The 15,465-nt window shown below is 70.7% G+C and carries 8 protein-coding genes; 5 read left to right on the forward strand and 3 right to left on the reverse strand.

Going from position 1 to position 15,465, the window contains the following annotated elements; all coding sequences use genetic code 11:
- Positions 1-162: 162 nt before the first annotated feature.
- Positions 163-1,557, forward strand: coding sequence for an amidase (locus ACQP1K_RS18410; protein ID WP_433496943.1), 1,395 nt, complete (start codon positions 163-165; stop codon positions 1,555-1,557).
- A gap of 6 nt (positions 1,558-1,563) precedes the next feature.
- Here ACQP1K_RS18410 and ACQP1K_RS18415 read toward each other — a convergent pair whose 3' ends face one another.
- Positions 1,564-2,034 carry a hypothetical protein gene (locus ACQP1K_RS18415; protein ID WP_433496944.1) on the reverse strand — a complete coding sequence of 157 codons (471 nt, stop codon included), beginning with the start codon at positions 2,032-2,034 and terminating at the stop codon, positions 1,564-1,566.
- A 116-nt stretch (positions 2,035-2,150) separates the two neighbouring features.
- Between ACQP1K_RS18415 and murA the strand changes: the two genes are divergently transcribed.
- Positions 2,151-3,488, forward strand: a complete 1,338-nt coding sequence (murA, locus tag ACQP1K_RS18420) for a UDP-N-acetylglucosamine 1-carboxyvinyltransferase (protein ID WP_433496945.1) — start codon at positions 2,151-2,153, stop codon at positions 3,486-3,488.
- A gap of 53 nt (positions 3,489-3,541) precedes the next feature.
- The gene (locus ACQP1K_RS18425) at positions 3,542-5,815 is read left to right on the forward strand and encodes a transglycosylase domain-containing protein (RefSeq protein ID WP_433496946.1); all 2,274 of its coding nucleotides are present in this window, start codon (positions 3,542-3,544) and stop codon (positions 5,813-5,815) included.
- On the opposite strand, the gene dnaE is transcribed toward ACQP1K_RS18425, so the two are convergent.
- Both dnaE and ACQP1K_RS18435 read right to left on the reverse strand, forming a co-directional pair.
- Positions 5,778-9,299, reverse strand: a complete 3,522-nt coding sequence (dnaE, locus tag ACQP1K_RS18430; protein WP_433496947.1) for a DNA polymerase III subunit alpha — start codon at positions 9,297-9,299, stop codon at positions 5,778-5,780. The genes ACQP1K_RS18425 and dnaE overlap by 38 nt on opposite strands.
- Before the next feature lie 68 nt (positions 9,300-9,367).
- Entirely contained in the window at positions 9,368-10,432 is a 1,065-nt protein-coding gene (locus ACQP1K_RS18435; protein ID WP_433496948.1) for a chorismate mutase, read from the reverse strand.
- Positions 10,433-10,745: 313 nt separating this feature from the next.
- Here ACQP1K_RS18435 and ACQP1K_RS18440 point away from each other — a divergent pair, with 313 nt between their 5' ends.
- Both ACQP1K_RS18440 and ACQP1K_RS18445 read left to right on the forward strand, forming a co-directional pair.
- A complete protein-coding gene (locus tag ACQP1K_RS18440) occupies positions 10,746-13,310 on the forward strand; it encodes a protein kinase domain-containing protein (RefSeq protein ID WP_433496949.1) in 2,565 nt (854 codons plus the stop codon).
- 172 nt (positions 13,311-13,482) lie between these two features.
- Positions 13,483-15,423, forward strand: coding sequence for an FHA domain-containing protein (locus ACQP1K_RS18445; RefSeq protein WP_433496950.1), 1,941 nt, complete (start codon positions 13,483-13,485; stop codon positions 15,421-15,423).
- The last annotated feature ends 42 nt before the right edge of the window (positions 15,424-15,465 follow it).

A 15,465-nucleotide genomic window follows, 5' to 3' on the forward strand; every position in this document is an offset into this window, starting at 1 on the left:
GACCCGGTCGGCAAAGGTCGGTGCGGCGCTCGGCGACTCTTGCCATCGCGGGCGGCGGCACGGGTGGGCGAGACTCGGAGGCGACAGCCGTACGAACCGGACCTGCCGACCCGGTCGGGGCCTGGAGCCGGGCCGGGAGCACTCTTTTGGGGGGACCGCCGAATGACCGAGTTGCACGACCTCACCGCAACCGAGATGTCCGAACTGCTGCGCACCGGGAAGGTGAGCGCCGTCGAGTTGACCGAGGCGTGCCTGCGGCGGATCGACGAGGTGAACGGCGAGGTCAACGCCATCGTGACGCTGGTGGCCGACCGAGCGCTCGACGAGGCGGCGAAGGCCGACGCCGACCTGGCGCGCGGCCACTGGCGCGGCCCGCTGCACGGGCTGCCGGTCGCCCACAAGGACCTCGCCGACACGGCCGGGGTGCGCACGACGTACGGCTCCCGCGCGTTCGCCGACCACGTCCCCGCCGAGGACGACCCGCTCGTCCGGCGGATCCGCGAGGCCGGCGGCATCATGATCGGCAAGACCAACACCCCGGAGTTCGGCACCGGATCGCACACCGTCAACGAGGTGTTCGGCGCGACACGCAACCCCTACGACCTGTCCAGGAGCGCGGGCGGCAGCAGCGGCGGGGCGGCGGCGGCGCTGGCCACCCGGATGGTGCCGCTGGCCGACGGTTCCGACATGGGCGGTTCCCTGCGCAACCCCGCGTCGTTCTGCAACGTGACCGGGCTGCGGCCGACGCCGGGGCGGGTGCCGTCCAGGTCGGACACCGCCGCGTGGCTCACGCTGCCGGTCTCCGGCCCGATGGCGCGGACGGTGGGCGACCTGGCGCTCTTCATGTCGGCCATCGCCGGTTTCGACCCGGCCTCGCCGTACTCGATCAGGGAGGACGGCTCGGCCTTCGCCGCCCCGCGGGACGGCGACGTCGCCGGCGCCCGGGTCGCGTTCAGCCCGGATCTCGGCGGGCTGCCGGTGGATCCGGAGACGGCGCGGGTGACGGCGGAGGCGGCGGCGGTGCTGACCGGTCTCGGCGCGACGGTCGAGCGGGTGGATCTCGATCTGTCCGACGCCGAGGACGCCTTCCGGATCTACCGGGCGTGGTATTACGCGCTCAACTTCGACGGCATCCCCGGCGTCGGTCCCAACGTCGCGTGGAACGTCGAGCGGGGACGCGAGGTCACCGGGGCCGACCTCGCCCGCGCCGAGCGGCTGCGCACCGGGTTGTTCCACCGGATGCGCGAGTTCTTCGACGACTACGACTTCCTGGTCGCGCCGGTCAGCCAGGTGCCGCCGTTCCCGGTGGACGATCCGTACGTCACGCAGGTCGCCGGGCAGCCGATGCCCGACTATCTGGCGTGGATGCGCTCCTGCTACTGGATCAGCGTGCTGCACGCGCCCGCGATGTCGGTGCCGTGCGGGTTCACCTCGTCCGGCCTGCCGGTCGGCGTGCAGATCGTCGGCAGGCCGTGGGCGGACGCCGAGGTGCTGCGGTTCGGGTACGCCTTCGAGCGGGCGACCGGGCACTGGCGCACGCGTCCGACCGGCGTCTGAGCCGGGTCAGCTCCCGCGCACCTCGCGACGCTCCTGGGAGAAGAACACGAACTCGATCACCCAGAAGACGGCGGTGGCCAGGACCGGCCAGGCCAGCAGCACGCCGTGGGCGGTCACACCGAGCGAGGTCGTCGTGGTGAGACCGCCGGGGGCGGCGGCCCTGATCGTCCCCTTCGCCGTACCGCCGACCAGAAGCGCGATGTAGCCGGCGAGCAGGCCTCCGCCCGCGAGGCCCACCAGGACCTCGACGGGCCGCCGGCGGGCCAGGACGTACCCGGCGATGCCGCAGAGCAGGCCGAACCCACCGGTGACGACGGCGAACCAGCCGTCGGCCTCGATGAGCGTCTGCGCCTCCGGGTCGGCGAGCATCGGGCCGGCGTCGGTCAGCACGAAGCGCGAGGCCGGCGCGACCGCCGACCAGACGAATCCGGCCACCACGCCGAGCGGTGCCAGGACGAGGACGGTAAGTGCCGCCACCTGAAGATTGCCCCTCACATACCGCACCGTCCAAATAGTACCTAGGCCGCACCGGTCACCCGCTGATCTGATCCAGCCCGTTACGCTTGCTTCACCTGCGCACTCGAGGAGACGACGTGAGCGAGCAGAGCGAGCGAGCCGACAGGCACGGCAGGCAAGAGGTGTGGCAGATCGACCCTTCTGGGCCGCTGCGGGGGGACGTCGAGGTACGCGGCTCGAAGAACGCGGTGTCCAAGCACATGGTCGCGGCCATGCTGGGCACCGGCCCGAGCACCCTGCACAACGCCCCCGAGGTCGGCGAGGTGGGGCTGACGGCGGCGATGCTGGAGGCCCTCGGCATCCATGTGGAGATCACCCCGGGTGAGATCAACGTCGAGCGCGGCACCGACATCCGGCCTCGCGTCCCCGAGGAGTACACGGGTCTCAACCGCATTCCGATCCTGATGCTCGGCCCGCTGCTGCACCTGGCCGGTGAGGCGTTCGTCCCGCTGGTCGGCGGCGACCCGATCGGGCGGCGGCCGGTCAACTACCACGTCGAGGCGCTGCGGTCGATGGGCGCCGAGATCGAGGTGGGCGAGAACGGGATCAGCGCCAAGGCGAAGGGGCTGCGCGGCAGCCGGATCACGCTGCCCTATCCCAGCGTCGGCGCCACCGAGACGATCCTGATGACGGCCGTGCTCGCCGAGGGAAAAACGGTCATCAAGGGCGCGGCGATGGAGCCGGAGGTGGTGGAGCTCGCGCTGTTCCTCCAGCGGATGGGCGCGATGATCGAGCTCAGCCCGGACCGGCGCATCGTCATCGAGGGCGTGGAACGGCTGCACGGCGCCTCCACCTGGCTGGCCGGCGACCGCATCGAGGCGTTCTCCTACCTGGTGGCGGGGCTCGTCACCGGGGGCGAGGTACGGGTGCACGGCTGTCCGCAGGACCGCCTGGTCACCGCCATCACCACACTGGCCAGGATGGGCGCCCGGTTCGAGATCACCGATGAGTGGCTGTGCGCGTCCGCCCCTGACGGCCTGCGCGCCGCCGCCGTGCAGACCGACACCCATCCCGGGTTCATGACGGACTGGCAGACGCCGCTGATGGTGCTGTTCACCCGGGCCGAGGGCATGTCGGTGCTGCACGAGACGGTCTTCGAGAACCGGCTGGTCTACGTGCCGGCGCTGCAGAAGCTGGGCTGCGAGATCGAGGTGTTCGCGCAGTGCCTGGGCGGCCCGGCCTGCCGCTACCACGACACCAACGCCAAGCACTCGGCGGTGGTGCGCGGGGTGTCGAGGCTGCGCGGCGCCGACGTCACCCTGCCCGACATCCGGGCCGGTTTCTCGGCGGTGCTGGCGGCCGCTGTGGCGGAGGGCACCTCCACCCTGCGCGGGGTCAACCACATCGAACGCGGATATCACCGGCCGTTCGAGCAGTTCACCTCACTCGGGCTGAAGATCAGCAGGCCGATGTAAAGCTTTCGCCCGATCACGTTTGGACGTGATCCGGGGACCGCACTGATACTCCCGTGACCTCTCGTCTACTCGGCGCCGCCGCCGCGTTGGGCTTGGCGGGCGCGGCCGGGGGAATTCTGGTCGCCGGCCTGGCCATGCCGCTGGTCAGCGGGGCCGGCCTGGCGGCCAGGAACGCCACGTCCATGTTCACGGAACTGCCGCCGCCGCCCCGTGAGGACGGCCTGCCGGAGATGACCAGGATCCTCGACCGGAACGGCGAACAGATCGCGCAGTTCTACTACCAGAACCGCCGATCGGTGCCGCTCGCCCGGGTCGCCCCGGTCATGCGGCAGGCCATCGTGGCCATCGAGGACTCCCGGTTCTACGAGCACGGCGGGCTCGACGTCAAGGGCACGCTGCGGGCGCTCATCGCCAACACCAGGGCGGGCGGCATCCGCCAGGGCGGCTCCTCGATCACCCAGCAGCTCGTGAAGAACATCATGGTGACGCGGGCGGAGACCGCCCGCGAGCGTGCGCTGGCCCGGGTGCGCAGCATCCAGAGAAAGATCGACGAGCTGCGCTACGCGCTGGCGCTGGAGAAGAAGTACACCAAGGACGAGATCCTGGAGCGCTACCTCAACATCGCCTATTTCGGGGCAGGCGCCTTCGGGGTGCAGGCCGCCGCCCGGCGGTTCTTCGGCGTCGACGCCGCCGATCTCACGCTCCCGCAGGCGGCCACGCTCGCCGGGGCGGTGCGCACGCCGTACAGCACCGATCCGTCCATCGGCGCCGCGCAGCGGGCGCGGCTGCTCGCCCGGCGCGACCTGGTGCTCGGCCGGATGGCCGAGCTGCGCATGATCGGCCAGGACACGGCGCGTACGGCACGGGCAGCGCCGCTCGGGCTGCGCATGCGCGCGGAACCCGGCGGCTGCCAGGCGAGCACCTACCCGTTCTTCTGCGTGTACGTCCAGCAGGAGGTGCTGACCGATCCCGCGTTCGGGCGCACGCGGGCCGAACGCGAGCGCCGTCTCCAGCGGGGCGGGCTCACGCTGTGGACCACGGTCGACCCGGTGGCGCAGCGGGCCGCCGAGCGGGCGATCGCGGCACGGGTCGACGCCGGGGACAGCCAGGTGGCCGCCGAGACCATGATCGAGCCGGGCACCGGGTTCATCCGGGCGATGACGGTCAGCAAGCGGTACGGACGCAACCGGCACAACCGGAGCATCGGCCCGCGCACCACCTACAACCTGGCCGCCGACCAGGCACACGGCGGCGGGCTCGGCCTGCAGGCGGGGTCGACGTTCAAGGCGTTCACGCTGGCGACGGCGCTGTCGCAGGGCATGCGGTTCGGCGACGGATTCCAGATCCCGGGGGCGTTCGTCCCGGGCAGCGGCTACCGGAACTGCTCGGGCAAGGCGGTCAACGATCCCACGACGACGATCTACAACGCGGGCGGCGAAGGCCGGGGCGGGCCGTACTCCCTGGAGATGGGCACCTGGAACTCGGTCAACATCTTCTTCATGACCCTGGAACGCGAGGTCGGCCTGTGCAACGTCGTCGAGACCGCCAGGGCGCTCGGCATCCGGCGGGCGGACGGCGAGCCGCTGCACGAGGTGCCAACGTTCACGCTCGGCGTCAACGAGATGGACCCGACGACCGTGGCCGCCGCCTTCGCGGCGTTCGCCGCGCGGGGACGCTACTGCCGGCCGATGGCGATCACCGCGGTCGTGGCGAAGGACGGCGCCCGCACGGAGAGATCGCCCGACTGCGTGACCGCGCTCGAACCCGAGGTCGCCGACGCCGTGAACCACGTACTCGAGGGCGTGTTCGCCAGGGGAACCATGCGCGGCCAGTCCATCGGGCGGCCGCAGGCGGGCAAGACGGGCACGAACAACGGGTACACCTCCGCCTGGTTCGCCGGATACACCCCCACGCTCGCCGGCGCGGTCAGCATCGGCGACATACGCGGCGCCTACCGTCACCCGCTCACCGGCGTGACCATCGGCGGCCGCTACTACGGCGCCGTGCAGGGGGCGTCCCTGCCCGGTCCGATCTGGGTCGACTCGATGCGGCGGGCCCTGCGTGACACGCCGGTGTACGGCTTCGTCCCGCCGGACACGGCCCGGTTCGGCGGCGGTTTCACTCCCGGGCTGAGGAAGTTCATCGCCAGGGAGCAGCGGCGGCGCGAGCGGGAGGCCGAGCGGCGCGCCGGACGACACGACGAGCGGCGGGCCGCCACCGGGGCGAAGGAGACGTCGGCCGCGCCGGCCGACGCCGGCGCGCCCAGCACCGGCCCGGGGCGCGCGGCCGTCAGCCGGCCAGGCAGGCGGGACCGAGGAGCTGCTTGAGGTCTCCCATGAGGGCGGGAGAGGGCGACACCCTGAGCCGGTCGTCGAGGCGCATGACCGTCGTGCGCGGCCCGTTGTGGAGCTGGAGATGGACCTCGGTGGTGCCCGGGTGGGTGGTGAGCACCTCCTTGAGCCGGCCGACCACCGGCGGGGTGCACCGGGCGACCGGCAGGCTGACCACCAGCGGGCCGCCTGACTCGGCCGTGAGGTCGGGGACGGTCACCTCCATCGCGATGATCTTCGCGACGTCCTCCCGCTTGTCCAGCCGGCCCTTGACGAAGACGATCGCGTCCTCGGCCAGGATCGTGGCGCACAGCTGGTAGGCCGACGGGAAGATCATCACCTCGATGGAGCCCTCCAGGTCCTCCAGTTCGGTGAGGACCCAGGTGTCGCCCTTCTTGGTGACCTTGCGCTGCAGGCCCGACAGGATGCCGCCGACCGTGACGATCTGGCCGTCCGGCCGACTCTCGTCCTGCAGGGCGGCGATCGAGCAGTCGGTGCCCGAGGCGAGGATGTGCTCCAGGCCGAGCAGCGGGTGATCCGAGACGTACAGGCCGAGCATCTCCCGTTCGAACTGCAGCAGCGTGGTCTTGTCCCACTCCCCCGCCGGGATCTGCACGTCGAAGGTCTGGTCCTCGGCGCCGTCGGCCGCGCCGAACAGCGAGTCCTGGCCGATGGCCTCGTTCTTCTTGATGTCGATGATCGCGTCGACGGCCTGCTCGTGGACCAGGACCAGGCCCTTGCGCACGTGCCCGAGCGAGTCGAACGCGCCCGCCTTGATCAGCGACTCGATGACCCGCTTGTTGCAGACGACCGCGGGGACCTTGCGCAGGAAGTCCTTGAAGTCGCAGAACCTGCCCTTCTCCTGGCGTGCGGCGATGACGCCGTCGACCACGTTGCCGCCGACGTTCCGTACGGCCGACAGGCCGAACCGCACGTCGGTGCCGCGCGGGGTGAAGTCGAAGTCGGAGTCGTTGACGTCCGGCGGGAGCACCTTGATGCCCATGCGGCGGCATTCGTTCAGGTAGAGGGCGCTCTTGTCCTTGTCGTCCTTGACCGACGTCAGCAGGGCCGCCATGTACTCGGCGGGGTAGTTGGCCTTGAGGTAGGCGGTCCAGTACGCGACCAGGCCGTAACCGGCGGTGTGCGCCTTGTTGAAGGCGTAGTCGGAGAACGGCAGCAGGATGTCCCACAGTGCCTTGATGGCGGCGTCGGAGAAGCCGTTCTCCTTCATGCCCTTCTCGAAGAACTCGAACTGCTTGTCCAGCTCGGCCTTCTTCTTCTTGCCCATCGCGCGGCGGAGCAGGTCGGCGCCGCCGAGCGTGTAGTTGGCCACCTTCTGCGCGATGGCCATGACCTGCTCCTGATAGACGATCAGGCCGTAGGTCGTGTTGAGGATGTCCTTGAGCGGTTCCTCCAGTTCGGGGTGGATCGGGGTGATCTCCTGCTGGCCGTTCTTGCGCAGCGCGTAGTTCGTGTGGGAGTTGGCGCCCATCGGGCCGGGCCGGTAGAGCGCGAGGGCCGCGGAAATGTCCTCGAAGTTGTCGGGACGCATCATCCGCATGAGGGTGCGCATGCCGCCGCCGTCGAGCTGGAACACCCCCAGGGTGTCGCCCCTGGCCAGCAGTTCGTAGGCCTTGGCGTCATCGAGCGGCAGCTTCAGCAGATCGATCTCGTTCCCGGTGTTCGTCTCGATCAGCTTCAGGCAGTCGTCGATGATCGTGAGGTTGCGCAGGCCCAGGAAGTCCATCTTCAGCAGGCCGAGCGTCTCACAGGTCGGGTAGTCGAACTGCGTGATGATCGCGCCGTCGGAGTCGCGGCGCATGATCGGGATGTGATCGGTCAGCGGCTCGGCCGACATGATCACGCCGGCGGCGTGCACGCCGGTCTGCCGGATCAGCCCCTCCAGGCCCCTGCCGAGGTCGATCGCCGCCTTGACGTCGACGTCCTCCTCGTAGAGCTTGCGCAGCTCGCCCGCCTCGTTGTAGCGGGGATGGTCGGTGTCGAAGATGCCCGACAGCGGGATGTCCTTGCCCATGACGGCCGGCGGGAACGCCTTCGACACGCGGTCGCCCAGCGCGTACGGGTAGCCCAGGACGCGGGCGGCGTCCTTGATGGCGGCTTTCGCCTTGATCGTGCCGAAGGTGGCGATCATGGCGACCTTGTCCGCGCCCCACTTCTCCGTGACATAGCGGATCACGTCGGCCCGCCTGCGCTCGTCGAAGTCGATGTCGATGTCGGGCATGGACACGCGCTCGGGGTTCAGGAAGCGCTCGAAGATGAGCCCGTGCGGGATCGGGTCGAGGTCGGTGATGCCGAGCGCGTACGCGACCAGCGACCCGGCGGCGGAACCACGGCCGGGGCCCACCCGGATGCCGTTGTTCTTGGCCCACATGATGAAGTCGGCGACCACGAGGAAGTAGCTCGGGAAGCCCATCTGGAGGATGACGCCGATCTCGTTCTCGACCCAGTCGCGGTGCTCCTGGTCGATGCCATCGGGGAAGCGGCGCTCCAACCCCGCCCAGACCTGCTGCCGGAAGTACGCCTCCTCACTCAGACCGTCCGGGATCGGGAAGGTCGGCATCAGGTTCTTGAACTCGAAGAACCCGGAGGGGTCGACCTTCTCCGCGACGAGCAGCGTGTTGCGGCAGCCCTCCTGCCACAGGTCGGAGGAGTCGAGGGCCCGCATCTCGTCGGCCGACTTGAGGTAGTAGCCGGTGCCGTCGAACCGGAACCGGCCGGCGTCGCTGAGCTGCTTGCCGGTCTGGATGCACAGCAGCGCATCGTGGCCGGAGGCGTCGGACTCGTAGGTGTAGTGCGAGTCATTGGTGACCAGCGGCGGGATGTCCAGCTCCCGGCTGATCCGGATGAGCCCGTCGCGTACCCGGCGTTCGATGTCGAGCCCGTGGTCCATGACCTCCAGGAAGTAGTTCTCCTTCCCGAAGATCTCCTGGAACTTCGCGGCCGCCTTGAGCGCCTCGTCGTACTGTCCCAGCCGCAGGCGCGTCTGCACCTCGCCCGATGGACAGCCGGTGGTCGCGATCAGGCCCTCGGAGTGCTCGGCGAGGAGCTCGGCGTCCATCCGGGCCCATTTGCGTACGAAGCCCTCGGTGTAGGCCCGGGAGGAGAGCTTCATCAGGTTGTGCAGACCCGCCTTGTTCCGGGCCCAGATCGTCATGTGAGTGTAGTAGCCGCCCGCCGAGACGTCGTCGCTCTTCTGGTGCGGCTCGCCCCACAGGACCGGCTTCTTGCGCAGCCGCGACTCGGGCGCCACGTAGGCCTCGATGCCGAGGATCGGCTTCACCCCGGCGGCGGTCGCCTGCTTGTAGAAGTCGTACGCCCCGTGCATGTTGCCGTGGTCGGTGATCGCGATCGCGGGCATCCCGAGCTCGCCCACGAGTTTGAACATCTGCTTCAACCGGGCCGCCCCGTCCAGCATCGAGTACTCGGTGTGGACGTGCAGATGAACAAACGAATCACCCATGGGACCCCCAACTCGCCGTGCCGCTTTCCGGGCCGCCCGGCGCATGCCGCGCGCCCGCGCGTCAGAGCCTACGCGGGATCCGGGGACCCGTGGGACCGGAGTCGCGCATCGCCTCGTTCCTCCTCGGCGAGACGCAGCCCGGCCTCTATCACCGCGTTCATCACCGGTGCGAGGCGATGCTCGCCCAGCCGGGGGGCACGGCGTGCCATCGCGGCGACCAGCCGGCGCTCACGCTCGGCGTCCCGTCCCCGGAAGCCGCCGACGGGCTTGAGTCGTTGTACGGTCCCGGCGAGGGCCGCCCTGCGTTCGAGGAGCGTCGCGAGCGCCGCGTCGACCCGGTCGATCGCCGCCCTGGCGTCGGCCAGGGTCGCGGGCTCCTCCGGCCGGACGAGCGGTGCCAGCACCGTGGCGGCCTCGTGCGCCGCCGCCACCACGGCGGGCGCGGCGGCCGGGACGAGCAGCAGACCGTCGGCCCCGGCCGCGACCGCCGCCGCGGCGAGCACGCCGTCGTCCCCCTCCCCGAGCGAGGAGTCTCCTCTGATCGAGGAGTGCTCTCCGATCGAGGAGCCTTCCCCGATCGAGGAGCCTTCCCCGATCGAGGAGTGTTCTCCGATCAGGGCGATGACGGGACGGCCCGATCGCTTCCGCGCCGCCCGCATCAGCGCGAGGTCGAGCGGCATTCCCTCCTGGGGCCTACGGCCACCGCTCTCGCAGAGCACCACCTGGTCGTTGCCCTCGGCGACGCAGTGGTCCGCGATGGCCAGCCACTCCTCGAGAGCGGCGCCCCTGCCGCGCTGGACGACCACCGGCAGGCCGAGCCGTGCCACCGCCCGGACCAGGGCGAAGTCCTGCATCCACGCCGCGCCGACCACGACGCCGTCGGCGTGCCGCGCGATCGGCTCCAGGTCGGCCGCCGAGAACGGCTCCACCAGCAGCGGCCCGGCCCAATCCGCACGCGCCCGGCGGATCACCTCGCCGGCCGGGGTGCCGTCACGATGACCGCGCAGGCTCAGCCAGCGGGCGTCGTGCCCGCCGATCACCGCGACGGGCAGGCCGTCCCCGATGGCCAGATCCCCCACCCGCACGACACGGCTCCGTACGGCACGGCGATCGAGTTGGGCTGCGTTCGACATGTGGCCTCCTTCGCCAGGCCGGCCCCGCGAGCCGGCTGAGCTGGGTCGTTTCCCCTAAACGAAAAAGGCAGAGACGCACGTCCCTGCCTTCAGCCGGCTCCGGATGGTCGCTAACTCACGATCGCGCGACCGGCCCTCCCGGAGCCGGCTGCGTAAACGTGAAGAACTGAGCCATGCCTTCGACCCTAGCACCACGCCCCGACGTCCCAATCGATCTGTCTCATATGCCGGGATAAGGGGATCGGGTGGTCATTCGTCCGAGTTGATCCCTTTGCCATCCGTGGGACGATTCTTGCGTCCGGGAGGGGAATAGATGTCGCAAGCGGAAGGCCGGCTCGTAGGTGGCCGGTACCACCTGGTGGAGCAGATCGGCCGGGGTGGCATGGGAGTGGTGTGGCGGGCCCACGACCAGCTGCTGGACCGCGAGGTCGCGGTCAAGGAGGTCCGCTTCGACAGCGCCATGGGCGACGAGCTGAGCGACCTCAACCGCCGGACGATGCGCGAGGCCCGCGCGGCCGGCCGTCTCACCCATCCCAATGTGGTCGTCGTCCACGACGTGATCGAGGAGGACGACCGTCCGTGGATCGTCATGCAGCTCGTGCCGTCCCGCTCGCTCGGACAGGTGATCAGGGAGGACGGCCCGCTCACTCCCGAGCGCACGGCGGAGATCGGCCTGCAGGTCCTCGACGCGCTGCGTGCGGCGCACCGGCAGGGTGTGCTGCACCGCGACGTCAAGCCCGAGAACGTGCTGCTGGCCGAGGACGGCAGGGTCGTGCTGACCGACTTCGGCATCGCCCGCATCGAGGCGGACTCCACGATGACCCGCACCGGGCTCGTCGGCACCCCGGCCTTCATCCCTCCGGAGCGGCTGCGCGGCTCGCCCGCCCAGCGCGAGTCCGATCTGTGGTCCCTGGGCGCGACGCTGTACGCCGCGGTGGAGGGCAGGCCGCCGCATGACAGGGGCATGGCGATGGCGACCATGCACGCCGTGCTCAACGACGACCCGGCGCCGCCCAAGCGGGCCGGGCGGCTGAGCCCGGTGCTGACCGGGCTGCTCGCCAAGGAGCCCGAGGACCGGCCGGGGTACGACGAGGCCACCCGTCTGCTGCGGCAGGCCGCCCGCCCCGCCTCCCCCGCCGCGCCCCCGGGTGAGGCCGCGCGTGCCGGGGCCATGCCGTACGGGTCGGTGGCGAAGCCTCCCCGGGCCGCCGAGGACGATCATCGCGACGCCACCGGGAAGACGCCGGGCCGGAGCCCGTCGCGCCCGATCTCCGGCGCCGCGGCGGCGGCCGGGAGCCCCCCGGGCAAGGGCGCCGCCGCCAGGCCGGCCGAACCCCTGCCGACCGAACCGCAGCAGCCCGAAGAGCGACCGGCCGAAGCGCATCGGCCCGAACCGCCGCCGGATCGGGGCGCGGTGGAAGCGGCGGATCCCGGCGAGATCACCTCGCCGATCCCCGTGGTCGGGGCCGACGGCCGCCCCAGGGCCGATGCGGGCACTGCCGAAGCCGGCGCGGCGGGCGCCGCCGACGAGGCGACCGGCGGCAAGGTCACGGACGGTGGGGCCTCCGCCGAGGCTTCCGGTGGAACTCCCGCCAAGGCCCCCGCCGAGGCCCCCGGCAGAACTCCGGGCAAGACCGCGGGCGGCGCTTCCGGCAAGGGGGCGCCGGCTCGGCGTCCCGGCGAAGCAGCGGCCGGGGCGGGCCGGTCCCACAAACCCGAGAACGGCCGGAAACCCGAGAACGGCCGGGAAACCGAGAAGGGCCAGAGGTCCGGAAAACCCGGGAAGACCGGCGAAGGCGCGCAGGCCGGGGCGTCCTCCCCCGGCGCGAAGAAGGACCGCCCCGCCGCCGTGCCGCCCATCCCGGAGACCGGGGCGCAGGCCGCTCCGCCCCTGGCGAAGGCCGCACAGAAACCGGCCTCCATCCCGCCTGCCCCGGCTCACGACGATCCGGCGGAGGACCCGGCTGGGCACGACCCGGCCGGCACCGTGCCGGATCAGGCGTCCGCCGAGCCTGCCCCCACCACACCGGCCCCCACCACACCGGCCGCCACCGCACCGGCCGCCGGCCAGGCCGGGCAGCCCATGCCGGCCGCGGAGCCGGGCGGTCCGGCCGTTCCCACCCGGCGAGGCGTGATGTGGCAGGGCGGCGTGGACGGCCGTCCGGCCGAGCGACGGCGGGCGCCCGTCGTGAAGGCGGCGCTCGTGCTGGTCCCGGTCCTGGTGGTGATCGCGGGAGTCGCCGGCTACCTGGGGATGCGCGACGGCGAGCAGTCATCCGGCCAGACGGAGGCCGCCGTGTCGGCCCAGGCCGAGGCGCCGGTCAAGGGCAAGGAGTCGCCGGCGCCCGCCGCCTCCGAACTCGCCGTGCCGGGGGCCTCCCCCTCGGCGGAAGCGACGCCGAGCCCCTCGCCGAGCCCGACGGCCTCCCAGCCCGCCGACGTCCCGGAGGGGTGGTACCGCTACAAGGACAAGACCGGCTTCTCCCTGGCCCTTCCCGAGGGCTGGAAGGTGAGCAGCCGGCGCGACACCCGCGTGTGGTTCCGCGGCCCGGGCACGCCCGGATTCCTGCTGATCGACCAGACCGGCAGCCCGCGGAAGGACGCCGAGAAGGACTGGCGTGACTACGAGCCGAGCGCGAAACACGGCTTCCCCGGGTACAAGCTGATCAAGATCAAGTCGGTCGACTACTGGAAGTCGGCCGCGGACTGGGAATTCACCTGGAATACGAGCGCCGGCAGGGCGCACGTGCTCAATCGTGGTTTCGTCACCGACAAGCGGCACGGTTACGCCATCTACTGGCACACGCTGGACGACCGCTGGGAGAAGGACTACCACTACTTCGAGACCTTCGCCGCCACCTTCCAACCGGCCAAATGACCCTCGTCCGCGGAACCGAGGGCCGGGGGCGGCAGGCGATCGCGATGCTTCGCGTACCGGACCGTTTCTGCGGCAAGTGATTTGTGCGGTTCGTGGACTGTTTCGAGACTCCTCAGGCGTGTCAGGATAGTGATCGGCATCGGTTGCCCGACGACAGAGAGGGGTCAGGACCATGCCACCTGCCATCGTCGGGCATGATGGACCTCTTGCCGGGCAGCGGTTCCCGCTAGGCGACAACGCGCTCACCTTCGGTCGCCGGGGCGACAACAGCGTGGTGATCACGAGTGAGCGGGCCTCGCGTTTTCACGCCGAGGTGCTGCACGAGTCCGACCAATACGTGTTGCACGACCGGGGAAGCAGGAACGGCACGCTGGTCAACGGGAAGCGCGTCACGTCGCACGTGCTCCGGCCCGGCGACGTGATCACGATCGGCGGGGAGACGTTCCGGTTCGAGGCGTTCGACGACACAGAGACGATCATGGACGCCACCGTGCTCCAGACGTTGCGCAGAGCGGCTCCGCGCATCGATCCGGGGCAGGTCCTGCGCGTCACCGTCTCGGGCGGCGGCCCCGTCGGCCTGAGTCTCGCTCTGCTGCTCGAACACCTCATGGGCGAGCGAGTGGCCATCACGATGTACGACGGCCGGTGGACCATGGACGGGTCACGCGTCGTGTGGAAGAACGCCGCCCAGGGCAACAACCGGCGGCAGCAGGTCGTGACGGTCCAGAGCCGCCAATATCTGAACCTCCCCGAGGCGGTGCAGGCGCGGCTGTTCACCCCCGGGTCCTACACGGAGATGTGGCCGACCGGCCCCGACTCGATACGCGGACGCAGCCCGCGCAACATCCGCATCGCCTATATCGAGGACACGCTGCTCGAGATGGCGAACGAGAAATCCGGCCGCATTCGGCTGGTGCCCGAGCGGTTCGACCCCGAAAAGCACCACGACACCGTGGTCCTGAACCACGTGCTCGCCATCTGCGAGGGCGGGCGATCCCGGACTCGTGAGCATTTCACCGGCAAGTTCGGCCAGGCCGACCAGTCCATCTACTCGCTCGACGGCCGGCATGTGCAGGACGTCGTGCTGGGCCTGCGGGTGAAGTCCGGCCTGTCGGATCCGATGACCGTCCTGCTCACCGTGGCGCAGAATCGTTTTCTCCTGAACGCCCTGCGCGGCGAGGGTTTCCTGAACATGCGCCTCACCGACGAAGAGGCGAGAGAGGTCATCGGCATCGACCCCGTCCGGCACGTGTTCGAGGAATGCGTCGCGTCCAATCCCTGCCTCATGGCGCGGAACGAAGACGGCGACTTCCACTGCTCGACCCACCGGACGCTGTTCCTGCCCGCGCTGGTGAGGGGCTCGGCGCTGTGGAAACGCGCCAGGGAAGGGCTGGTGTTCTTCGGCGTCGCTGAGGAGAACGTGAGCGCGGTCACCGCCTTCCGGCTGGACATGGTGCAGCGGCCGCGTTTCACCGCCCAGCTGCACTCCCCGACGCCGGCCACCCCCGGCACGTACGGATTCCTCCTCGGGGACGCGGCCAACGCGATCCACTTCTGGCCGGGCCGCGGCCTCAACAGCGGACTGGCGTCGTCCATCTCGCTGGCGCGTACCCTCAACCGCAACTGGCGCGGCAGGGCGTTCCGCGACGCGGACTTCATCCGGCACGAGGCGGCGATGTCGATGCTGCAGTACCGGCACAAGAGCCGCGCCTGGAACGCGATGGTGACGACCGACGAGCACGGGGTCACGCGGGCGATCAAGGACAAGATCGCCCAGGGCATCGAGGAGAGCGGCCCGGGCCGGGACGCGGACGTCGACGCGCTGATGGAGCGGCTGCGGCAGATCCGCGACCGCCTTTCATCGCGGATCGCCGGGATGCCCGATGACGCGACCATCACCGAGCACCTGCGAAAACTCAAGAGCGAGACGCTGCGGACATTGGTCGTGAGCGGAGCGTGGGAAACGCTGATCGTCGGGGGTGAGGAGGTCGACATCGACATCTTCGACCGGCCGGCGGACGCGCCGGACAGGCCTCTGGTCGCGAGGTATGCGGACAGGCCGGTCGGGAAATCGGCCCCGAAGGAGTCGAGCGACCCGATATCACCGGGGTGAGCCGGGCGGTGCACAGCCGAAGCCGTTCCATCCGGGCCCCGA

The organism is Sphaerimonospora sp. CA-214678 (assembly GCF_050942215.1).
Taxonomy (GTDB): domain Bacteria; phylum Actinomycetota; class Actinomycetes; order Streptosporangiales; family Streptosporangiaceae; genus Sphaerimonospora.